Raw genomic sequence first — 21,322 nt, 5'->3', positions numbered from 1 at the left:
GTTCAAGACTTGAACGCAATCGGTCCTCAGCGTGCGCAGAAATTCACAGGACCCCAGGTATTGACTTCGAAACTTGAACACATAGTCTCTGCAACGTTGCTTTTACCTTCAGGTGGTGGGCCGCGTCATGGTGTGCGCCACTGGAAGGGCTCGCCCCCACCCCCGGCAGTGAGGCCGGTGGCCCGAGGAGTACACGTGACCGACACAGCGGCACCCACGTCCGGGGCCCGGGACGCTCAACCCGAGCATCTGGGCCATGTCATCTTCATCGCGGCAGCGGCCGCGATGGGCGGTTTCCTGTTCGGCTACGACAGTTCCGTGATCAACGGCGCCGTCGAGGCCATCCGCGACCGGTACGACATCGGCTCGGCCGGGCTCGCACAGGTGATCGCCATCGCCCTGATCGGCTGTGCCATCGGCGCCGCCACCGCGGGCCGGATCGCCGACCGGATCGGGCGCATCCGCTGCATGCAGATCGCGGCGGTCCTGTTCACCATCAGCGCCGTCGGTTCGGCGCTGCCGTTCGCGCTGTGGGACCTGGCGTTCTGGCGGATCATCGGCGGCTTCGCCATCGGCATGGCGTCGGTCATCGGCCCGGCCTACATCGCCGAGGTCGCGCCGCCCGCCTACCGCGGTCGGCTGGGCTCGTTCCAGCAGGCGGCGATCGTCATCGGCATCGCGATCTCGCAGCTCGTCAACTGGGGTCTGCTGAACGCGGCGGGCGGTGACCAACGCGGCAAGCTCATGGGCCTGGAGGCCTGGCAGGTCATGCTCGGCGTCATGGTGATCCCGGCCGTGCTCTACGGGCTGCTGTCGTTCGCGATCCCCGAGTCGCCGCGCTTCCTGATCTCGGTGGGCAAGACCGACCGGGCCAAGAAGGTCCTGGAAGAGGTCGAGGGTGACAAGATCGACCTGGACGCGCGCGTGAGCGAGATCGAGAACGCCATGCGCAGCGAGCACAAGTCGAGCTTCAAGGACCTGCTCGGCGGCAGCTTCTTCTTCAAGCCGATCGTCTGGATCGGTATCGGCCTCTCCGTCTTCCAGCAGTTCGTCGGCATCAACGTCGCGTTCTACTACTCCTCGACGCTGTGGCAGTCGGTCGGCATCGACCCGTCGGACTCGTTCTTCTACTCCTTCACGACGTCGATCATCAACATCGTCGGTACGGTCATCGCGATGATCTTCGTGGACCGGATCGGCCGCAAACCGCTGGCCCTGATCGGTTCGGTCGGCATGGTCATCGGTCTCGGCCTCGAGGCGTGGGCGTTCTCCTACGACCTGGTGGACGGCAAGCTGCCCGCCACGCAGGGCTGGGTGGCCCTGGTCGCCGCCCACGTGTTCGTCCTCTTCTTCGCCCTGTCGTGGGGTGTGGTCGTCTGGGTCTTCCTCGGCGAGATGTTCCCGAACCGGATCCGCGCCGCCGCGCTCGGTGTGGCCGCCTCCGCGCAGTGGATCGCCAACTGGGCGATCACCGCAAGCTTCCCGTCGCTGGCCGACTGGAACCTCTCCGCGACGTACATCATCTACACGGTGTTCGCCGCGCTCTCCATCCCCTTCGTCCTCAAGTTCGTCAAGGAGACCAAGGGCAAGGCTCTGGAGGAGATGGGCTGACCGCCCGCTCCCCGTGCGACCCGGGGAGACGGCTCTCATCCCCCGCCGCCGTCTCCTCGCCGACTCCGCCGCCTCCGGTCTCCCGGAGGCGGCGCCGTCGTTCCGGGGGCCGGCGCCGTGCGGCAGCTTTCCTCGATGATGTGCTGCCGCTCTTCCGCCGGGCAGGACTCCGCGGAGGCCCGGGCGGGACTCGCAGCCTCCGGACCGGTACGCATCCCGCCGTCCGGATCACGGACGAAGACCGCCACGGGCAGGCTCGTACCCGCAGCGCACCGCCTGCGTCGGCCGCTCAGCCACCGGATATCTCCGGCAGCACCTCCTCCGCGAACAGCCGCAGGCTGCGCCAGCCCTCGTCGAGCGGCATGCCGCCCGACAGGGGGTGCAGTACGTAGTTGTCGAGGCCCTGCGCCACACACTCGGCGGGCGTGAGGATCCGGTAGACGCCCTCGGCCCGCAGCTCCTCGACGGTCGAGGCCGCCGACTTCACCGCCGACTTGATGTCGCCCGACTGCCAGGACGCGTACGTGCGCGCCTCGTGCAGGAAGTGCGCGCCGTACTCGGCCCAGCTGCGGTCCGGGTCCTCCGAGAGGTGCAGCAGCGGGGTGGTCTCCGTGGGCATCATGGTCCAGCCCTCGGTCCCGTACTCGACGAGCTTCTCCTTGTAGTACGTCTCCAGCTCCGGCAGATGCGCGCTCGGGAAGAGCGGCAGCCCGAGCCGGGCCGCCCTGCGCGCGGCCGCCTGCGAGGAACCGCCGACCAGGAGCAGCGGATGCGGCTGGGTGAACGGCCGGGGCGTGACCCGGACCCGGCGCCCGCGGAAGATGAACTCCTCGCCGGACCAGGCCTTCAGCAGCGTCTCCAGGAGTTCGTCCTGGAGCTTGCCGCGCCGCTTCCACTCGACGTCGAACTGCGCGTACTCCTCGGGCCGGTAGCCGATCCCGGCGACCGTCACCAGGCGGCCGCCGCTGAGCAGGTCCAGGACGGCGATGTCCTCCGCGAGGCGCAGCGGATCGTGCAGCGGGCCGATGATCGCGGAGACCGTGACCGCGATCCGGCGGGTGGCGCCGAGGACCGCGCCGGCGAAGGTGAACGGCGAGGACAGCCAGTTGTTGGCGACGCCGTGGTGCTCCTCGGTCTGCACGGTGTCGATGCCCCGCTCGTCGGCGTACACCGCCATCTCCACGGCCGCCTGATAGCGGGCGCTGAGCGACTCCGGCGTGCCGTCGGGGTCGACCAGGTTGAACCGTACGACGGAGACGGGCATGGAAAAGTCCCCCTTCAGCGGGCTCGGGGCTCGGGTGAAGGGGGACGGTAGCTGACAGTACGTCAGATAGCCATGGTCTCGGGCTCCCGAGGTGCCTCGTCGGCGGTGTCGGGGGCCGTGGTGGTGTCCACCGGCTTCGGCAGCGCCAGGTAGAGCAGGCCCGAGACGACGATCGTGACGATCCAGCCCAGCCCGTACTCGCCGATGAAGTTGTTGCCGGCCAGCGGGCCGGAGAACCAGTCCGACGAGGTGAACAGCAGCCCTGCCGCAAGGCCCGCCGCCCAGGAGGCGACGGCGGCGGGGGAGAAGCCGCCCTTGTACCAGTAGGCGCTGGTGCGGGTGGTGTCGAGCATGGCCGCCGCGTCGTAGTGCCTGCGCGTGAACATGTCCGCGCCGAAGACGCCCACCCAGGCGGAGAACGCGACCGCGAGCAGCGACAGGAAGGCGATGAACGAGCCCATGAAGCTCGTGGCGACCAGCATCAGGACGGCGCCGAAGACCAGCGAGATGACCGCGTTCACCGAGACGGCCCAGTGGCGCGGGATCTTGAAGCCGAGGGTCTGCGCGGTGAAGCCGGCCGAGTACATCGACATGGCGTTGATCAGCAGCATGCCGACCAGGGAGATCAGCAGGTACGGCACCGCGATCCAGGTCGGCAGCAGCTCGCCGAGGAAGGAGACCGGGTCGGAGGCCGAGGCGAGGTCGGGCGTGGAGACCGCCATGACGGCGCCCATCAGGACCATGGGCAGTACGACGATGCCCGCGCCGCCGATGGAGGTGCCGACGATTCCCCGGGAGGAGGCGGTGCGCGGCAGGTACCGGGTGAAGTCGGGGGAGGACGGGATCCAGCTGACGCCACCCGCGGCGATCATGCCGATGCCCGCGACCATCAGGGAGGTCTGCCCGGCGGGCCGGCCGAAGACCGCGGACCAGTCGGTGTCGACGATCAGATAGACCAGCACCAGGACCGAGAAGAGGCCGAAGAGGTACGTCGCGTACTTGTTGCACTTCTGTACGGCGTTGATCCCGAGTCCGGAGATCACGAACGTGGCGACCACGAAGGCGAGCAGGGTCACGATCACCAGGACGTTGTTCTTCTTGATGTCGAACAGGATGCTCAGGATCGTCAGGACGGCGTAGGCGCCCGTCACCGCGTTGATCGTCTCCCAGCCCCAGCGCGCGATCCAGATCAGTGAACCGGGCAGCAGATTGCCGCGCTGGCCGAAGACCGCGCGGGACAGCGCCATGCCGGGAGCGCCGCCGCGCTTGCCCGCGATGCCGATCAGGCCGACCAGGCCGTACGAGACGATCGGCGCCGCGATCGCGACGACGAGGGCCTGCCAGAAGTTGAGCCTGTACGCCACGACGAGGCTCGCGCCCATCGTGAGCAGCAGCACGCTGATGTTGGCGCCGACCCAGGTCGGGAAGAGGTCGCGGGTCTTGGCGGTGCGCTCGGAATCGGGGACGGGCTCGAGGCCGCGCGTTTCCAGGGCGCCTTCGGATGCGGCGGTCTTGCTCATGGCGGTGGGGTTCCGTGCCTCTCGCTCGGCTCCGACGTGGGGGACAGGAGAGCCGGTGGGGGTGGGGGCGAATCGATCCCGATGGACTCTACGCGCGTTGACGCGACCTCTTCCATCGTACTTTAGTCCGAGTCATACCCTCCAGAGCACTTTGTCCTTTGGAGGAAGCAACGAGAACAGCTCCGGCCGGGGCCCATGACTGATACTGGACGAGTTATGGAAATCGTCATCCTTGCTGTAGTCATCGCCGTGGTCGTGATCGGCGCCGTCAGCGGGCTGGTGGTCAGCGGTCGCAAGAAGAAGCAGCTGCCGCCTCCTCCCCCGTCGGCCCCCGACATCACCGCCGCCCCGCCCGCCGAGCCGCACGTAGGCGACGAGGCAGAGACGCCGCGCGACGAAGCGCGGCGCACGATCGAGGAGGTGGACCTTCCGGTCACCGAGGAGCCTGCCGCTCCTGTGGTGGTCGAGGAGCCCGCCGCTCCCGAGGTCGAGGTACCGGAGCCGACCGCGGGCCGCCTGGTGCGGCTGCGCGCCCGGCTGTCGCGCTCGCAGAACGCGCTCGGCAAGGGGCTGCTCACGCTCCTGTCGCGCGAGCACCTCGACGAGGACACCTGGGAGGAGATCGAGGACACCCTGCTCACCGCCGACGTCGGTGTGCAGCCCACCCAGGAGCTGGTCGAGAACCTGCGCGAGCGCGTGAAGGTCCTCGGCACCCGTACCCCCGAGGAGCTGCGCGGCCTGCTGCGCGAAGAGCTCCTCAAGCTGCTCGTCCCTGAGTTCGATCGCGCCGTGAAGACGGACTCGAACCTGGACACGCCGGGCATCGTGATGGTCGTCGGGGTCAACGGCACCGGCAAGACCACCACCACCGGCAAGCTCGCGCGCGTGCTCGTCGCCGACGGCAAGAACGTCGTGCTCGGCGCCGCAGATACGTTCCGCGCCGCCGCCGCCGATCAGCTGCAGACCTGGGGCGAGCGCGTCGGTGCCCGCACCGTGCGCGGCCCCGAGGGCGGCGACCCGGCGTCCATCGCCTTCGACGCCGTGAAGGAGGGCATCGAGGCGGGCGCGGACGTCGTCCTCATCGACACCGCGGGCCGGCTGCACACCAAGACCGGTCTGATGGACGAGCTCGGCAAGGTCAAGCGCGTCGTGGAGAAGCACGCGCCGCTCGACGAGGTGCTGCTCGTGCTCGACGCGACGACGGGGCAGAACGGGCTGGTCCAGGCCCGCGTCTTCGCCGAGGTCGTCGACATCAGCGGCATCGTGCTGACCAAGCTGGACGGCACCGCCAAGGGCGGCATCGTGATCGCGGTCCAGCGCGAACTGGGCGTGCCGGTCAAGCTGATCGGTCTCGGCGAGGGGCCGGACGATCTGGCGCCGTTCGAGGCCGAGGCGTTCGTGGACGCGCTGATCGGGGAGTAATCGATTCGGCGCCACTGAACGAAAGAATCCTCGGCCCGCACTCTTCGGTGCGGGCCGAGGATTCTTTGTGTACGGACGCGGCCCAGGACTTCCGACACACGCCCTAGGCGCAGGGCGACCGGTGTGCCACGTACGCCAGGGCGCCCAGCAGCAGGCGGGCGTGCGGCGGCTGTGTCGCCGTGTCCAGGGACGGGGCCCGCAGCCACGTCGCGGGTCCCAGGTCCGCGCGGTCCGACGGCGGGGCCGTGATGTACTCACCGGCGCCGAGCGCGTGCAGGTCGAGGGAGGCGCCGTCCCAGCCCATCCGGTAGAGGAGCGTCGGCAGTTCGGCCGCGGCGCCGGGGGCGACGAAGAAGTGGGCGCGGCCCTCCGGGGTGGCGACGACCGGGCCGAGGGGCACGCCCATGCGCTCCAGCCGGATCAGCGCGCGACGGCCGGCCGCCTCGGGCACGTCCAGGATGTCGAAGGCGCGCCCCACGGGGAGCAGCACCGCGGCGCCGGGGAACTGCCCCCAGGCGGCGGTCACCTCGTCGAGGGTGGCGCCGGCCGGGACCAGGGCGGCCGGGTCGAGGGGGTGGGCGCCGGGGGCCGGGCAGTCCGCCTTGCCGCACGAGCAGGCGCCGCCCGCGGCCCGCGCGCCGGGCACGACGTCCCAGCCCCAGAGTCCGGTGTACTCCGCCACGGTGGTGCAGTCCGAAGCGCGGCCGGACGCGCGGCCCCGGCGTCGTGTGCCGGAACGCATCTCGCGAATGCCGCCGATCGTGAAGCCCATGCCCCCTCCAACAGGTCCCGTGCGTCAGTGGTTACGCGGCGGATACGGATCGTGACCCAACGCACTCGCCGATCGGTCAGGACGGCGGTGAGCCGCATCCGGGGTGGTGTGCCGTGGGGTCACGCGCCCCGGCGCACTACGCTCCGCCCATCTCCGGCTGTCCTATGTCAAGTGAATCGTGTGTGAGCGCAAGTGAGTTCATTCGAAGGGGTGGCGAATGGTGGCGTTTCCGGGTTCGCCCTCGCGGGAGGGGTGATCGTAGGATTACTTTCAGTGCACGAACCCTCGGGGTACATGCACCCGTGGGTATGCCGGAGGCAAGCCGGATTCCTGTTCGAGGAGTGACAACTGGCGGACGGGAAGCCGTAGTTGACGGCATCCTGGTAGGGCTTGCAGAGAACTTGCTGACAATGAGTGGCCGACAGGGCTTTGGCGTTGGGCGCCTCGGACGGCACGGATCGCTCGACGACAGAGATCGCGTAGATGGCTTCAGGGAATGGGGGCGTTCCAGTGGGCGGCAGCGGCGGCAGCGTGGCGAACGCGGAGAAGCGCCCGAACGAACTGCTCAGCTCGTGGTTCCTCCGCAGTGGCTGGTCGAAGGGTGAGCTGGCCCGCCAAGTGAACCGTCGGGCGCGCCAGTTGGGCGCGAACCACATCTCGACCGACACCTCGCGGGTGCGGCGCTGGCTCGACGGGGAGAACCCGCGCGAGCCGATCCCCAGGATCCTCAGCGAGCTGTTCTCCGAGCGTTTCGGCTGCGTCGTCGCCGTCGAGGACCTCGGTCTGCGCGCCGCGCACCAGGCTCCCTCCGTCTCCGGTGTCGACCTGCCGTGGACCGGACCGCAGACCGTCGCGCTCATCGGCGAGTTCTCGCGCAGCGACCTGATGCTCGCGCGCCGGGGCTTCCTCGGCAGTTCGCTCGCGCTCGCCGCCGGCCCCGCCCTCATCGAGCCGATGCAGCGCTGGCTGGTGCCCACCCCCGGCGCCGGGGCGAGCCGTTCGGACCAGGAGGCCGGCGCGCACCGCCGGGCGAACCGGCTCTCGAAGCCGGAGCTGGACCTCCTGGAGTCCACCACCGTCATGTTCCGCCAGTGGGACGCCCAGTGCGGCGGCGGGCTGCGCCGCAAGGCAGTCGTCGGCCAATTGCACGAGGTGACCGACCTCCTCCAGGAGCCGCAGCCCGAGACCACCACCAGGCGCCTGTTCAAGGTCGCCGCCGAACTGGCGGAACTGGCCGGCTGGATGAGCTACGACGTCGGGCTCCAGCCCACCGCGCAGAAGTACTTCGTGCTCGCTCTGCACGCCGCAAAAGAAGCGGGCGACAAGCCCCTGGGCTCCTACATTCTCAGCAGCATGAGCCGTCAGATGATCCATCTCGGCCGCCCCGACGACGCGTTGGAACTCATCCACCTCGCCCAGTACGGCAGCCGTGACTGCGCCAGTCCGCGCACCCAGGCCATGCTGTATGCGATGGAGGCCCGCGCCTACGCGAACATGGGACAGCCCGGCAAGTGCAAGCGGGCCGTCCGCATGGCCGAGGACACCTTCACCGACGCCGACGACTGGGACGAGCCGGACCCCGACTGGATCCGCTTCTTCTCCGCCGCCGAGCTGCACGGGGAGAACAGCCACTCGTTCCGCGACCTCGCCTACGTCGCCGGACGCAGCCCCGCCTACGCGTCGATGTCCGAGCCGCTGATGCAGCGGGCCGTCGACCTGTTCGGCCAGGATGCCGAGCACCAGCGTTCGTACGCGCTGAATCTGATCGGGATGGCCACCGTGCACCTGCTCCAGAAGGAGCCGGAGCAGGCGACCGTGATGGCCAAGCAGGCGCTCGGCATCGCCCGCAAGGTCCGCTCGGAGCGGGTCAACACCCGTATCCGCAAGACCGTGGACACCGCGGTCCGCGACTTCGGCGACCTCGCCGAGGTCATCGACCTCACCGACCTGCTCGCCGCACAACTGCCCGAGACCGCCGAAGCGGCGGTCTGAGCACCTCCAGAACCCCGGCCGCGACCGGCCCGTCCCGAAACAGCTCGACTCGGCTCCCCCGCGCCAGGTCATCGAGGACGGCGGCCGCGGCCGGTCCATGTCCGTGCCGCGAGCATCGCCCGGCTGCGCCGTGACAACGACCGGCAAACCCGTCATCCGACAGTTCATGGACGCGTAACACCCACGACCTCTTCGTCACTGCGGCGAAACATCGAGGGGCACCCACGGAAACCGGCCTGCGCCAATCTCATGGCTCATAACCGGCCCACCCCTCATGTGACCGCTCAGGCTTCGCCCGCACGGGGCCGTACCAACGACGAGGAGACGCCGATGGCACCAGCCGCCATCACGCTCGCCGCAGAGGCGCCCAAGCTCTCTGCCGCGAACACAGGCTTCATGCTGATCTGTTCCGCCCTGGTGATGCTCATGACCCCGGGCCTGGCCTTCTTCTACGGAGGCATGGTCCGCGTCAAGAGCACCCTCAACATGCTGATGATGAGCTTCATCAGCCTCGGGATCATCACGATCCTCTGGGTGCTGTACGGCTTCTCCGTCGCGTTCGGCACGGACAAGGGGTCGCTCTTCGGCTGGGACGGCGACTACGTCGGGCTCAGCGGGATCGGGCTGACCCAGCTCTGGGACGGCTACACCATTCCGATCTACGTCTTCGCCGTCTTCCAGCTGATGTTCGCCATCATCACGCCCGCCCTGATAAGCGGCGCCCTGGCCGACCGCGTCAAGTTCACCGCCTGGTCGCTGTTCATCGCGCTGTGGGCCACGATCGTCTACTTCCCGGTCGCGCACTGGGTGTGGGGGACCGGCGGCTGGGCCTTCGATCTCGGTGTCATCGACTTCGCCGGCGGTACGGCCGTGCACATCAACGCCGGTGCCGCCGCGCTCGGCGTGATCCTGGTCATCGGCAAGCGGGTCGGCTTCAAGAAGGACCCGATGCGGCCGCACTCGCTGCCGTGGACGATGCTCGGCGCCGGTCTGCTGTGGTTCGGCTGGTTCGGATTCAATGCCGGCTCGTGGCTCGGCAACGACGACGGCGTCGGCGCGCTGATGTTCGTCAACACGCAGGTCGCCACCGCCGCCGCGATGCTCGCCTGGCTGATCTACGAGAAGCTGCGGCACGGCGCGTTCACCTCGCTCGGCGCCGCCTCCGGTGCCGTCGCCGGCCTCGTCGCGATCACCCCGTCCGGTGGTGCGGTCTCGCCGCTCGGCGCGATCGCCGTCGGCGCGGTCGCCGGTGTGCTGTGCGCCATGGCCGTGGGCCTCAAGTACAAGTTCGGCTACGACGACTCGCTCGACGTCGTCGGTGTCCACCTGGTCGGCGGCATCGTCGGCTCGCTCCTGATCGGCTTCTTCGCCACCGGCGGCGGCCAGTCCGACGCGCAGGGCCTGTTCTACGGCGGCGGCCTCACCCAGTTCTGGAAGCAGTGCGCCGGTGTCGGCGGTGTCCTCGCCTACTCGCTGATCGCCTCCGCCATCCTCGCCTTCCTCATCGACAAGACCATCGGTATGCGGGTCAGTGAGGACGACGAGGTCACGGGCATCGACCAGACCGAGCACGCCGAGACCGCGTACGACTTCAGCGGAGCGGGCGGCGGCGCCGCGGCCCGTACGGCCGTGCCGTCCCCGGTGGCCCAGGAATCGAAGAAGGTGGACGCATGAAGCTCATCACCGCGGTCGTCAAGCCGCACCGGCTCGACGAGATCAAGGAAGCCCTCCAGGCCTTCGGCGTCCAGGGGCTGACCGTGACCGAGGCCAGCGGCTACGGCCGTCAGCGCGGACACACCGAGGTCTACCGTGGGGCCGAGTACACCGTCGACCTGGTGCCCAAGATCAGGGTCGAGGTCCTCGTCGAGGACGACGACGCCGACCAGCTGATCGACGTCGTGGTGAAGGCGGCGCGGACCGGCAAGATCGGTGACGGCAAGGTCTGGGCGGTCCCCGTCGAGACGGCCGTGAGGGTCAGGACCGGCGAGCGCGGACCGGACGCGCTGTAAGAGCCGAACGGCGTGCAGAGGACGGGAGTCGCTGGGTGACGAGTGTGAACGACGTACGGACCGAAAGCTCGGACGACCGACCCAGCGGCTATGCGGCGGCCCGGCTGCGTCTCCTCCAAGGAGGAGCGCAGTCCGGGCCGCCGCGCCGTTCGGCCCTCGCCGAGCTGACCGACGACTGGCTGACCGAACTGTTCGGCCAGGGCGCCCAGGGAGTCGCCCTGGTGGCCGTCGGCGGCTACGGACGGGGTGAGCTGTCCCCGCGCAGCGACCTCGACCTGCTCCTGCTGCACGACGGAACCGCCGACCCCGGCGAGATCGCGGCCCTCGCCGACCGCGTCTGGTACCCGGTGTGGGACCTGGGCCTCGCCCTCGACCACTCGGTGCGCACCCCCGCCGAGGCCCGCAAGACCGCGGGCGACGACCTCAAGGTGCAGCTGGGCCTGCTCGACGCCCGGCACATCGCGGGAGACCTGGGGCTGACGGCCGGCCTGCGCACGGCGATCCTCGCCGACTGGCGCAACCAGGCGCCCAAGCGGCTCCCGGAGCTGCGCGAGATGTGCGAGGAGCGCGCCGAACGTCAGGGCGAACTGCAGTACCTGCTCGAACCCGACCTGAAGGAGGCGCGCGGCGGTCTGCGCGACGCGACGGCGCTGCGGGCCGTCGCCGCGTCCTGGCTGGCGGACGCGCCGCGCGAGGGGCTCGACGACGCACGGCGCCGGCTGCTCGACGTACGGGACGCGCTGCACCTGACCACCGGCCGCGCGACCGACCGGCTCGCTCTCCAGGAGCAGGACCAGGTCGCCGCCGAACTGGGCCTCCTGGACGCCGACACCCTGCTCAGACAGGTGTACGAGGCCGCGCGCACCATCTCGTACGCCAGTGACGTCACCTGGCGCGAGGTCGGCCGGGTCCTCCAGTCGCGTGCCGTACGACCCCGGCTGCGCGCCATGCTCGGCGGCGGGAAGCAGGCGCCGGTGGAGCGTTCGCCGCTCGCCGAGGGCGTCGTCGAGATGGACGGCGAGGCCGTGCTCGCGCGGGCCGCGAAACCCGATCGCGACCCGGTCCTGCCGCTGCGCGCCGCCGCGGCCGCGGCCCAGGCGGGGCTGCCGCTGTCGCTGCACGCGGTGCGCCGGATGGCGGCCGCCGCCCGGCCGCTGCCCACCCCCTGGCCCGCCGAGGCCCGCGAACAACTCGTGACGCTGCTCGGCGCCGGGCGCTCGACCGTCGACGTCTGGGAGGCGCTGGAGGCCGAAGGGCTGATCACCCGGCTGCTCCCGGACTGGGAGCGGGTGCGGTGCCGGCCGCAGCGCAACGCCGTGCACACCTGGACCGTCGACCGGCACCTGGTCGAGACGGCCGTCCGCGCGAGCGAGCTGACCCGCCGGGTCGGCCGCCCCGACCTGCTCCTCGTGGCGGCCCTGCTGCACGACATCGGCAAGGGATGGCCGGGCGACCACTCGGTCGCGGGCGAGATCATCACCCGGGACGTGGCCGCGCGGATCGGCTTCGACCGTGCCGACGTGGCCGTACTGGCCTCGCTCGTCCGGCACCACCTGCTGCTCATCGAGACCGCGACGCGCAGGGACCTGGAGGACCCGGCTACCGTGCGGGCCGTCGCCGACGCGGTCGGCTCGGTCGGCACCCTCGAACTGCTGCACGCACTCACCGAGGCGGACGCCCTCGCGACGGGTCCGGCCGCCTGGTCGTCCTGGCGCGGATCCCTCGTCGCCGACCTGGTCAAGCGGGTCTCCGCGGTGCTGGCCGGGGACGAGCCCCTCGACCCGGACGCGGCCGATCCCACGGCCGAGCAGGAACGGCTGGCGGTGGAGGCGTTCCGCACCGGCGGGCCCGTGCTCTCCCTGCGCGCGCAGACCGAGGCGGCCGGTGACCCGTCCGACGGACCCGAGCCGCTCGGCGTCGAACTGCTGATCGCCGTACCGGACCAGCCGGGCGTGCTGCCCGCCGTGGCCGGGGTGCTCGCCGTGCACCGGCTGACCGTGCGGACGGCCGAGCTGCGGTCCCTGACGCTGCCGGCAGGCGTCGAGGGGGCCGTGCTGCTGCTGAACTGGCGGGTCGCCGCCGAGTACGGCTCCCTGCCGCAGGCCGCCCGGCTCCGCGCCGATCTCGTACGTGCCCTCGACGGGTCCCTCGACGTCGCGTCCCGGCTCGCCGAGCGGGACGCCGCCTATCCGCGGCGCCGGGGCGTGGTGGCGCCGCCGGCCCGGGTCGCCGTGGCATCGGCCGGATCCCGGCTCGCGACCGTGATCGAGGTGCGGGCCCAGGACGCGCCGGGGCTGCTGTACCGGATCGGGCGGGCGCTGGAGGCAGCCGGGGTCCAGGTGCGCTCCGCCCACGTGTCGACCCTGGGCGCCAACGCGGTGGACGCCTTCTATGTCACCGGGGGCGATGGGGCGCCGTTGCCGTCGGAGGAGGCTGCGTCGGTGGCGAAGGGGCTGGAGGGGGCGCTCCGGGTTTAGGGGCGCCGTCCGGGGACGAGGCCGCGGAGTTCGGCGTGTGCGGCTTGTGGTGGGTTGCTCGCGCAGTTCCCCGCGCCCCTGGCGGGGCGCTCGGATCAAGCCCCTGCGGCGATTGAGGAGCAGGGCCCGGGGCGGCGCCCCGGACCCCGCGCCGCACTCGCGTGACCGGGCCGCAGACCAAGCTCCCTCGGCCCGATACCCTGGAGGGCGACCTGTCCGTACAGCCCACCGACCCGAGGATTCGCGACCGCCGTGTTCGACACTCTTTCCGATCGCCTCGCAGCGACATTCAAGAACCTCCGCGGCAAAGGCCGGCTGAGCGAAGCGGACATCGACGCCACGGCCCGCGAGATCCGCATCGCGCTGCTCGAGGCCGACGTCGCCCTGCCCGTCGTCCGCGCCTTCATCAAGCAGGTCAAGGAGCGCGCGGCCGGCGCCGAGGTCTCCCAGGCGCTCAACCCCGCCCAGCAGGTCATCAAGATCGTCAACGAGGAGCTCATCGGCATCCTCGGCGGCGAGACCCGCCGGCTGCGCTTCGCCAAGACCGGCCCGACCGTGATCATGCTCGCGGGTCTGCAGGGTGCCGGTAAGACGACCCTCGCGGGCAAGCTGGGCCTCTGGCTGAAGTCCCAGGGCCACTCGCCGCTGCTCGTCGCCTGCGACCTCCAGCGCCCGAACGCCGTGAACCAGCTGAGCGTCGTCGCCGAGCGGGCCGGGGTGGGCATCTACGCCCCGCAGCCGGGCAACGGCGTGGGCGACCCCGTCCAGGTCGCCAAGGACTCCGTCGAGTACGCCAAGTCCAAGGTGTACGACGTGGTCGTCGTCGACACCGCCGGCCGCCTCGGCATCGACCAGGAGCTGATGCAGCAGGCCGCGGACATCCGCGACGCCGTCAGCCCCGACGAGGTCCTGTTCGTCGTCGACGCCATGATCGGTCAGGACGCGGTCAACACGGCCGAGGCGTTCCGCGACGGCGTCGGCTTCGACGGCGTGGTGCTCTCCAAGCTCGACGGTGACGCCCGTGGTGGTGCGGCGCTCTCGATCGCCCACGTCACCGGCAAGCAGATCATGTTCGCCTCGAACGGCGAGAAGCTGGACGAGTTCGACGCGTTCCACCCGGACCGCATGGCGTCCCGCATCCTCGGCATGGGCGACATGCTCACGCTGATCGAGAAGGCCGAGCAGACCTTCTCGCAGCAAGAGGCCGAGAAGATGGCCTCCAAGCTGGCCTCCAAGAAGGGCCAGGACTTCACGCTTGACGACTTCCTGGCGCAGATGGAGCAGGTCAGGAAGATGGGCTCCATCTCCAAGCTGCTCGGCATGCTGCCCGGCATGGCGCAGGTGAAGGACCAGATCAACAACCTCGACGAGCGCGACGTCGACCGCACGGCGGCCATCATCAAGTCGATGACCCCGGCCGAGCGTGCCGACGCCACGATCATCAACGGCTCGCGGCGGGCCCGTATCGCCCGCGGTTCCGGCGTCGAGGTCAGCGCGGTGAAGAACCTGGTCGAGCGGTTCTTCGAGGCCCGCAAGATGATGTCGCGCATGGCCCAGGGCGGCGGCATGCCGGGCATGCCCGGCATGCCGGGCATGGGCGGCGGCGCCGGCCGGACGAAGAAGCAGCCGAAGAAGGCCAAGGGCAAGCAGCGTTCCGGCAACCCGATGAAGCGCAAGCAGCAGGAGCAGGAGGAGGCCGCCCGCCGCGCGGCCGCCGCCGAGTCCGGCGGCGCGCTCGGTCTGCCCGGCGCCGGCCAGCAGGGCGGCAAGGACTTCGAGCTCCCCGACGAGTTCAAGAAGTTCATGGGCTGACCTGCCCCCACACGCGCGACGAGGGCCCGGAACCGGATCGGTTCCGGGCCCTTCGCGCTGCTTCTCCCCGGTGGCGGCCGGTCCTGATCTGTGCGCTGATGGGCCCAAGAAACAAGGGTCAAGGACCAGGGCAGCCGGCAGGAGGGACCAGGCGTGGCGAACCCCGTACCCCCGCGCGATCGCACCGATCAGCCCTGGCGTTCGGAGGGCGCGCCGCCACCGCCCCCGCAGCCGCCTCCCAAGCGCAAGATGCCCGGCGGCTGGGGCGGCCTCATCCTGACGGCCCTGATCGTCTACCTCATCGCCAACCTGGTCCTGTCCTTCTTCAACCAGGGCGACGAGCCGACCATCTCGTACACCGAGTTCAGCAAACAGGTCGCCAACGACAACGTCACCAAGATCTACGCCAAGGGCGACGCGATCCAGGGGCAGCTCAAGAAGGAGCAGCCCACCCCGGACGACAGCGACAGCCGGGCCAAGAACTACACGAAGTTCACGACGCAGCGGCCCTCCTTCGCCGACGACGACCTCTGGGCCAACCTGGAGAAGCACGACGTCACGGTGACCGCCGAACCGGTCGTCCAGGAACGCAGCTTCCTGTCCAACCTGCTGATCTCCCTCGCCCCGATGCTGCTCCTCGTCGTCCTGTGGATCTTCATCGCGCGGCGGATGAGCCAGGGCATGGGCGGCGGCGCGGGCGGCATGCTCGGCCGCAAACAGCCGCCGAAACCGGTCGAGCTGGAGCCCGGCAAGAAGCGCACCACCTTCGACGACGTCGCCGGGATCGACGAGGTCGAGGGCGAGCTCAACGACGTCGTCGACTTCCTCAAGAACCCTGACGCGTACCGCGCCATGGGCGCCAAGATGCCGCGCGGCGTGCTCCTCGCGGGCCCGCCGGGAACCGGCAAGACGCTGCTCGCGCGAGCGGTCGCGGGGGAGGCGGGCGTCCCGTTCTTCTCGGCCTCGGCCTCCGAGTTCATCGAGATGATCGTCGGCGTCGGCGCCTCCCGGGTCCGGGAACTGTTCGCCGAGGCCCGCAAGGTCGCGCCCTCGATCATCTTCATCGACGAGATCGACACCATCGGCCGCGCGCGCGGCGGCGGCAGCGGCATGGGCGGCCACGACGAGCGCGAGCAGACCCTGAACCAGATCCTCACCGAGATGGACGGCTTCTCCGGCTCCGAGGGCGTCATCGTCATCGCCGCCACCAACCGCTCCGACGTCCTGGACCCGGCCCTGACCCGGCCGGGCCGCTTCGACCGCATCGTCACCGTCTCGCCGCCCGACCGCGATGGCCGCGAGTCCATCCTCAAGATCCACACGCGGCAGATCCCGCTCGCCGAGGACGTGGACCTCGCCCAGGTGGCCCGTACGACACCGGGCATGACCGGCGCCGAACTGTCCAACCTGGCCAACGAGGCGGCTCTCCTCGCGGTCAAGCGCAAGCAGAAGCAGGTCACCCGGACCGACCTCTCGGAGGCCCTGGAGAAGGTCCAGCTGGGCGCCGAGCGGCCGCTGGTGATGCCCGAAGAGGAGCGCCGCCGCACCGCGTACCACGAGAGCGGCCATGCCCTGCTCGGCATGCTGCAGCCCGGCGCCGACCCCGTCCGCAAGATCACGATCGTGCCGCGCGGCCGCGCCCTGGGCGTCACCCTGTCCACGCCCGACTCCGACAAATACGCGTACACGGAGGAGTACCTCCGGGGCCGCATCATCGGCGCGCTCGGCGGTATGGCTGCCGAGCAGGTCGTCTACGGGGTCGTCACGACCGGTGCGGAGAACGACCTGGAGCAGGTCACCAACATCGCCCGCGGCATGGTCGCCCGCTGGGGCATGAGCGAGAAGGTCGGCCGCCTCTCCGCGCTGCCGAACGACGCCCAGCAGGCGTACGGACTCGCCGCGGCACCCGACACCCTGGACACGATCGACGGCGAGATGCGCCGCATCGTGGACGAGTGCTACGAGGAGGCGTGCCGCAAACTGCGCGACCACCGCGACCAGCTGGACGCCCTGGCGGCGGCGCTCCTGGAGAACGAGACCCTGGAGGAGGCCGACGCCTACCGGGTCGCCGGCGTCACCCGGCTCACCAAGGACTGACCCGCCCGCGCGCCTCAGACGGTACGGGCGATCAGGTACCGGAAGACATTGGGCATCCACACCGTGCCGTCCCTGCGCACGTACGGCTGGAGCGCCTCGGTCACCTCCTTGTCGACCTGGGTCGGATCCGTCGCTCCCACGGCGGCGTCGAACAGACCGGTGGACAGCAGCCCCTTGAGCGCGCTCTCCGTGTCCGCGTAGCCGAAGGGGCACGCGACCCGGCCGGATCCGTCGGGCCGCAGTCCGGCCCGCTGGGCGACCTCCTCCAGGTCGTCCCGGAGGGCGGGGCGCCAGCTGACCGTGGTGCGCAGCGGGTCGGCCAGTTTCGTCGCCACCCGGAGCACGGACGACGCGGTGCAGCGCTCCGGAGGGCCCCAGCCGACCAGTACGACGGCGGAACCCCTCGCCGCCAGCGGCGCCGCGCTCTCCAGGAGCGCCGAGAGTCCTTCCGAGTCGTCGGCCGTGCAGCCGATCGGTTCGAAGGCGGTGATGATGTCGTACGGCTTGTCGTCGGGCGCCGCAACGACGCTGTCGTCGCTGCCGTCCGTGAGCCGGGTCCTCGGTCCGCGGCGTCCCGCCCAGGCCTCGGGCAGCAGCCGCTCGCGGGCGAGCGCGAGCCGCTCCGGTTCGCCCGACTCCACGCCGGTCACGGCCGCGCCGCGGGACGCGGCCATGAGGAGGGCGAGACCGGAACCGCAGCCGAGCCCGAGAAGGCGGGTGCCGGAGCCGACCTCAAGCCGCTCGTACACCGCTTCGTAGAGCGGGACCAGCATTCGTTCCTGGATCTCCGCCCAGTCACGCGCGCGTGCGCACAGGTCCGCGCGCGGCACGGACGCCGCGTGGGGCAGGTGCCGCTGCACGAGCGTAGGTGTCATGGAAAGTTCCCCAATTCGCCGAGAGATGCCGAGAGTTGTCGCCGATGCGTATCGATGTAGCGCCCTGCTCGGGCTCCCCCCGTATGCCAGAAAACTCCGCATCGTCCGCCACGTCTAGGGGGTGTCGCGCAGGCGTATGGACAATGCGCGCGTGCTCCGTCGTGCGCCCCCCGAAGGTCATATGACGGGTGCACGCCGGGGCATACGGGCGAAAAGGATTCCCGTGCTCCGCAGTCTCCCCGTAGCATGCGCGCCATGCCCAAAGCACCCGTTCTCACGCCCCAGGCGGAAGACTTTCCGCGCTGGTACCAGGACATCGTCGCCAAGGCCGAACTGGCCGACAACGGACCGGTGCGCGGCACGATGGTCATCCGACCGTACGGCTACGGCCTGTGGGAGCGGATGCAGCAGGACATGGACGCGCGCATCAAGGAGACCGGCACGCAGAACGCGTACTTCCCGCTCCTGATCCCGCAGTCCTACCTCACCAAGGAGGCCGACCACGTCGAGGGCTTCGCGCCCGAACTGGCGGTGGTCACCCATGGCGGCGGCAAGGAGCTGGAAGAGCCCGCCGTCGTCCGCCCCACGTCCGAGATGATCGTCAACGACTACTTCGCCAAGTGGATCCAGAGCTACCGCGACCTGCCCCTGCTCATCAACCAGTGGGCCAACGTGGTCCGCTGGGAGCTGCGGCCCCGGCTCTTCCTGCGGACCACGGAATTCCTCTGGCAGGAGGGCCACACGGCGCACGCCACCTATGAGGAGGCGCGCGACTTCGCGGCACGCATCCACCGGCACGTGTACGCCGACTTCATGGAGAACGTGCTCGCCATGGACGTCGTCCTGGGCCGCAAGACCCCGAAGGAACGCTTCGCGGGCGCCGTCAACACCCTGACCCTCGAAGGGATGATGGGCGACGGCAAGGCCCTCCAGATGGGCACCAGTCACGAACTCGGTCAGAACTTCGCCAAGGCGTTCCACACGCAGTACCTCTCCAAGGAGGGCAGGCAGGAACTCGTCTGGCAGACCTCCTGGGGCTCGACGACCCGCATGATCGGCGCCCTGGTGATGATGCACGGCGACGACCACGGCCTGCGCGTCCCGCCGCGCCTCGCACCCACCCAGGTCGTCGTCCTCGCTGTCAAGGACGACGCGGCGGTGCTCGCCAAGGTGCACGAGATCGGTACGTCGCTCAGGGCGGCCGGCATCCGTGTCCACGTCGACGACCGCACGGACACCCCCTTCGGGCGCCGCGCCGTCGACTGGGAGCTGAAGGGCGTGCCGGTCCGCGTCGAGGTCGGCCCGCGCGACCTGGAGAACGGGACCGCGATGCTGGCCCGTCGCATCCCCGGCGGCAAGGAACCGGTCGCGATCGACGGGCTCGCCGCCCTCCTGCCCGACGTGCTCGAAGCCGACCAGGCACTCCTGCTGAGGCAGTCGCGCGAGCGCCGCGAGTCCCGGACCAGCGACGTCACCACGGTCGGCGAGGCCGTCGAGGCGGTGACGTCCGGCGGCTGGGCCCGCATCCCGTGGGCCACCCTCGGCGAGGAGGGCGAGGCGAAGCTCGCCGAACACGCGATCTCCGTACGGTGTCTGCTCGCCGCGGACGGGGCGGTGCCGGACGCGGACGACGCACCCGGTAACGTCGCGGTCGTGGCGCGCGCCTACTGAGGGCGACCGCACTCTGTTGAGGCCGAAACCGCCTCTTGCGCATCCGGCGCCCGGCGCGTAGATCCGACTACGCGCCGGGGCGTACGTGACACTACGCACCACCTTGGTGCGGGCTGTGCTTCTTCTCCGCAGATCAGCGCACCCGCCCTCGTCAGGACGCATCAGCGGCAACTGACTGGTACGTGCAAATTATTTGGGATGCCCCGGAATAGGAACACGGAGGCACCCCGGCTCGTTGTCACGACGTGAGCACGACACCACCTGTTCTCGCCGCAGAGCTGGCAGGGGCGTGGGCCGACATTCAGCGGCACCACCCCGAACTGCCGGATCTTGCCGCGCCCGAATCCCTGATCGGGGAGTCGTCGTCCGCCTGCGGACACGAGCTCTCCTTCGAGCGACTGCTTCACGAGGCAGTCCATGGCATCGCAGCCGCGCGCGGAATCCGCGACACCTCACGCGCCGGCCGGTACCACAACCGCAGATTCCTGGCCATCGCCGAGGAGCTGGGCCTCGACCACCCCGAGGAACCGCACCCGAGCAGTGGCTTCTCGCTGGTCACGCTCAACCCGGAGGCGAAGCAGCGGTACCGCCAGACGATCGAGCGGCTCCAGCGCGCCCTGAAGGCCCACACGGTGGCCACGGCCGCGGACACCAAGCGCAGCTTCCGCGGACCGGCCGCACGGCACGGCTCCTCCGGGGGCGGGGTCCGCGTCAAGGCCGTCTGCGACTGCGGCCGCAATGTCCGCGTCGTACCGTCGGTGCTCGCCCAGGCGCCGATCGTGTGCGGGGGCTGCGGCAAGCCGTTCCGCATCCCGGAAGTGGTGGGTGCGGCCGCCGGGTGACCGGTGGGTTTCCCCTCCTGGTGGGGCGATGCGGGGCGACCGTACTCCGGTTCGGTCGCCCCCTCGGCATATGGCACAATGGCTAGCTGTACTCGACAGTCGCACAGGACCCCTCTCTCCTCCGGCTGACGCGTCCATCGGGCACTCGGGTACCGCAACCCCACGCGGCAATCTCGCCGTGCCCACCCACGTCAAGACCAGGAGACACCACTCCCGTGGCAGTCAAGATCAAGCTGAAGCGTCTGGGCAAGATCCGTTCGCCTCACTACCGCATCGTCGTCGCCGACTCCCGTACCCGCCGTGACGGCCGGGCCATCGAGGAGATCGGTCTGTACCACCCGGTGCAGAACCCGTCGCGCATCGAGGTCGACTCGGAGCGCGCGCAGTACTGGCTGGGTGTCGGCGCGCAGCCGACCGAGCCCGTCATGGCCATCCTGAAGCTCACCGGTGACTGGCAGAAGCACAAGGGTCTGCCCGCCCCGGAGCCGCTGAAGGTCGCCGAGCCGAAGTCCGCTCGCCCCTCCTTCGAGGCGCTGGCCACGGCCGACGAGCCCAAGGGTGAGGCCATCACCCAGAAGAAGAAGGCTGAGAAGAAGGACGAGGCTGCTGAGGCTGCGTCCGAGTCGACCGAGGCCTGAGCATGCTCGAGGAGGCTCTTGAGCACCTCGTGAAGGGCATCGTCGACAACCCCGACGATGTGCAGGTCGCCTCGCGCAACCTGCGCCGTGGGCGCGTGCTGGAGGTCCGGGTCCACCCCGACGACCTCGGCAAGGTGATCGGCCGCAACGGCCGCACCGCCCGCGCTCTGCGTACCGTCGTGGGCGCCATCGGCGGCCGCGGTATCCGCGTCGACCTCGTCGACGTGGACCAGGTCCGCTGACAAAGTTGAACACCGGCTCGGGCCGGGGAGGGCTTACGGGCCGTCCCCGGCCCTAGTCGTATGACAGGAGAGTTTCCG

At 70.2% G+C, this 21,322-nt stretch carries 16 protein-coding genes; 12 read left to right on the top strand and 4 right to left on the bottom strand.

From position 1 onward, the window contains the following. Positions 1 to 195: 195 nt before the first annotated feature. Complete coding sequence (locus ABT127_RS17555) at positions 196 to 1,611, top strand: sugar porter family MFS transporter (protein ID WP_351450317.1); 1,416 nt, start codon at positions 196 to 198, stop codon at positions 1,609 to 1,611. 289 nt (positions 1,612 to 1,900) lie between these two features. Here the strand turns inward: ABT127_RS17555 and ABT127_RS17550 are convergent, their stop codons facing one another. Further along, a complete protein-coding gene (locus tag ABT127_RS17550; RefSeq protein WP_351450315.1) occupies positions 1,901 to 2,875 on the bottom strand; it encodes an LLM class flavin-dependent oxidoreductase in 975 nt (324 codons plus the stop codon). Between the two features lie 62 nt (positions 2,876 to 2,937). Next, positions 2,938 to 4,395, bottom strand: a complete 1,458-nt coding sequence (locus ABT127_RS17545; RefSeq protein WP_351450312.1) for a cytosine permease — start codon at positions 4,393 to 4,395, stop codon at positions 2,938 to 2,940. A gap of 216 nt (positions 4,396 to 4,611) precedes the next feature. Here ABT127_RS17545 and ftsY point away from each other — a divergent pair, with 216 nt between their 5' ends. Beyond that, a complete protein-coding gene (ftsY, locus tag ABT127_RS17540) occupies positions 4,612 to 5,817 on the top strand; it encodes a signal recognition particle-docking protein FtsY (protein WP_111668194.1) in 1,206 nt (401 codons plus the stop codon). A 103-nt stretch (positions 5,818 to 5,920) separates the two neighbouring features. Here ftsY and ABT127_RS17535 read toward each other — a convergent pair whose 3' ends face one another. After that, positions 5,921 to 6,589 (bottom strand): bifunctional DNA primase/polymerase, encoded by a 669-nt coding sequence (locus tag ABT127_RS17535; RefSeq protein ID WP_351450309.1) that lies wholly within the window; start codon positions 6,587 to 6,589, stop codon positions 5,921 to 5,923. A gap of 483 nt (positions 6,590 to 7,072) precedes the next feature. On the opposite strand from ABT127_RS17535, the gene nsdA reads away from it, so the two are divergent. The 6 genes from nsdA to ftsH all read left to right on the top strand — a co-directional run bounded on the left by nsdA (position 7,073) and on the right by ftsH (position 16,976). Next, positions 7,073 to 8,581, top strand: a complete 1,509-nt coding sequence (nsdA, locus tag ABT127_RS17530; protein WP_351450307.1) for a transcriptional repressor NsdA — start codon at positions 7,073 to 7,075, stop codon at positions 8,579 to 8,581. A gap of 330 nt (positions 8,582 to 8,911) precedes the next feature. Beyond that, complete coding sequence (locus tag ABT127_RS17525) at positions 8,912 to 10,255, top strand: ammonium transporter (RefSeq protein ID WP_351450304.1); 1,344 nt, start codon at positions 8,912 to 8,914, stop codon at positions 10,253 to 10,255. After that, positions 10,252 to 10,590, top strand: a complete 339-nt coding sequence (locus ABT127_RS17520; RefSeq protein ID WP_351450302.1) for a P-II family nitrogen regulator — start codon at positions 10,252 to 10,254, stop codon at positions 10,588 to 10,590. Before ABT127_RS17525 ends, ABT127_RS17520 begins: the two co-directional genes overlap by 4 nt. A 35-nt stretch (positions 10,591 to 10,625) precedes the next feature. Continuing rightward, positions 10,626 to 13,067 carry a [protein-PII] uridylyltransferase gene (locus ABT127_RS17515; protein ID WP_351450299.1) on the top strand — a complete coding sequence of 814 codons (2,442 nt, stop codon included), beginning with the start codon at positions 10,626 to 10,628 and terminating at the stop codon, positions 13,065 to 13,067. A 252-nt stretch (positions 13,068 to 13,319) separates the two neighbouring features. Next, the gene (gene ffh, locus ABT127_RS17510; RefSeq protein WP_351450296.1) at positions 13,320 to 14,879 is read left to right on the top strand and encodes a signal recognition particle protein; all 1,560 of its coding nucleotides are present in this window, start codon (positions 13,320 to 13,322) and stop codon (positions 14,877 to 14,879) included. Between the two features lie 153 nt (positions 14,880 to 15,032). After that, positions 15,033 to 16,976, top strand: a complete 1,944-nt coding sequence (ftsH, locus tag ABT127_RS17505; RefSeq protein ID WP_351450294.1) for an ATP-dependent zinc metalloprotease FtsH — start codon at positions 15,033 to 15,035, stop codon at positions 16,974 to 16,976. Positions 16,977 to 16,990: 14 nt separating this feature from the next. Here ftsH and ABT127_RS17500 read toward each other — a convergent pair whose 3' ends face one another. Next, the gene (locus ABT127_RS17500; RefSeq protein ID WP_351450291.1) at positions 16,991 to 17,851 is read right to left on the bottom strand and encodes an SAM-dependent methyltransferase; all 861 of its coding nucleotides are present in this window, start codon (positions 17,849 to 17,851) and stop codon (positions 16,991 to 16,993) included. A gap of 255 nt (positions 17,852 to 18,106) precedes the next feature. Between ABT127_RS17500 and proS the strand changes: the two genes are divergently transcribed. The 4 genes from proS to ABT127_RS17480 all read left to right on the top strand — a co-directional run bounded on the left by proS (position 18,107) and on the right by ABT127_RS17480 (position 21,244). Next, entirely contained in the window at positions 18,107 to 19,522 is a 1,416-nt protein-coding gene (gene proS / locus ABT127_RS17495) for a proline--tRNA ligase (protein ID WP_351450288.1), read from the top strand. Between the two features lie 245 nt (positions 19,523 to 19,767). Continuing rightward, positions 19,768 to 20,364, top strand: coding sequence for a hypothetical protein (locus tag ABT127_RS17490; RefSeq protein WP_351450286.1), 597 nt, complete (start codon positions 19,768 to 19,770; stop codon positions 20,362 to 20,364). Between the two features lie 215 nt (positions 20,365 to 20,579). Beyond that, positions 20,580 to 21,002 carry a 30S ribosomal protein S16 gene (rpsP, locus tag ABT127_RS17485; RefSeq protein ID WP_351450283.1) on the top strand — a complete coding sequence of 141 codons (423 nt, stop codon included), beginning with the start codon at positions 20,580 to 20,582 and terminating at the stop codon, positions 21,000 to 21,002. A 2-nt stretch (positions 21,003 to 21,004) separates the two neighbouring features. Next, entirely contained in the window at positions 21,005 to 21,244 is a 240-nt protein-coding gene (locus ABT127_RS17480) for an RNA-binding protein (protein WP_005311361.1), read from the top strand. Positions 21,245 to 21,322: the final 78 nt, after the last annotated feature.

The sequence above is a fragment of the Streptomyces sp. NPDC001904 genome (assembly GCF_040297005.1).
GTDB lineage: Bacteria > Actinomycetota > Actinomycetes > Streptomycetales > Streptomycetaceae > Streptomyces.
The sequence above is the reverse complement of the archived record's forward strand: the minus strand, read 5'-3'. Positions and strand labels throughout refer to the sequence as shown.

Bases quoted from the DNA above. Each gene is read 5' to 3' on its own strand.
- ABT127_RS17550 (WP_351450315.1), bottom strand. From the start codon at position 2,875: ATGCCCGTCTCCGTCGTACGGTTCAACCTGGTCGACCCCGACGGCACG.
- ABT127_RS17545 (WP_351450312.1), bottom strand. From the start codon at position 4,395: ATGAGCAAGACCGCCGCATCCGAAGGCGCCCTGGAAACGCGCGGCCTC.
- ftsY (WP_111668194.1), top strand. From the start codon at position 4,612: ATGGAAATCGTCATCCTTGCTGTAGTCATCGCCGTGGTCGTGATCGGC.
- ABT127_RS17535 (WP_351450309.1), bottom strand. From the start codon at position 6,589: ATGGGCTTCACGATCGGCGGCATTCGCGAGATGCGTTCCGGCACACGA.
- nsdA (WP_351450307.1), top strand. From the start codon at position 7,073: ATGGCTTCAGGGAATGGGGGCGTTCCAGTGGGCGGCAGCGGCGGCAGC.
- ABT127_RS17525 (WP_351450304.1), top strand. From the start codon at position 8,912: ATGGCACCAGCCGCCATCACGCTCGCCGCAGAGGCGCCCAAGCTCTCT.
- ABT127_RS17520 (WP_351450302.1), top strand. From the start codon at position 10,252: ATGAAGCTCATCACCGCGGTCGTCAAGCCGCACCGGCTCGACGAGATC.
- ABT127_RS17500 (WP_351450291.1), bottom strand. From the start codon at position 17,851: ATGACACCTACGCTCGTGCAGCGGCACCTGCCCCACGCGGCGTCCGTG.
- proS (WP_351450288.1), top strand. From the start codon at position 18,107: ATGCCCAAAGCACCCGTTCTCACGCCCCAGGCGGAAGACTTTCCGCGC.
- ABT127_RS17480 (WP_005311361.1), top strand. From the start codon at position 21,005: ATGCTCGAGGAGGCTCTTGAGCACCTCGTGAAGGGCATCGTCGACAAC.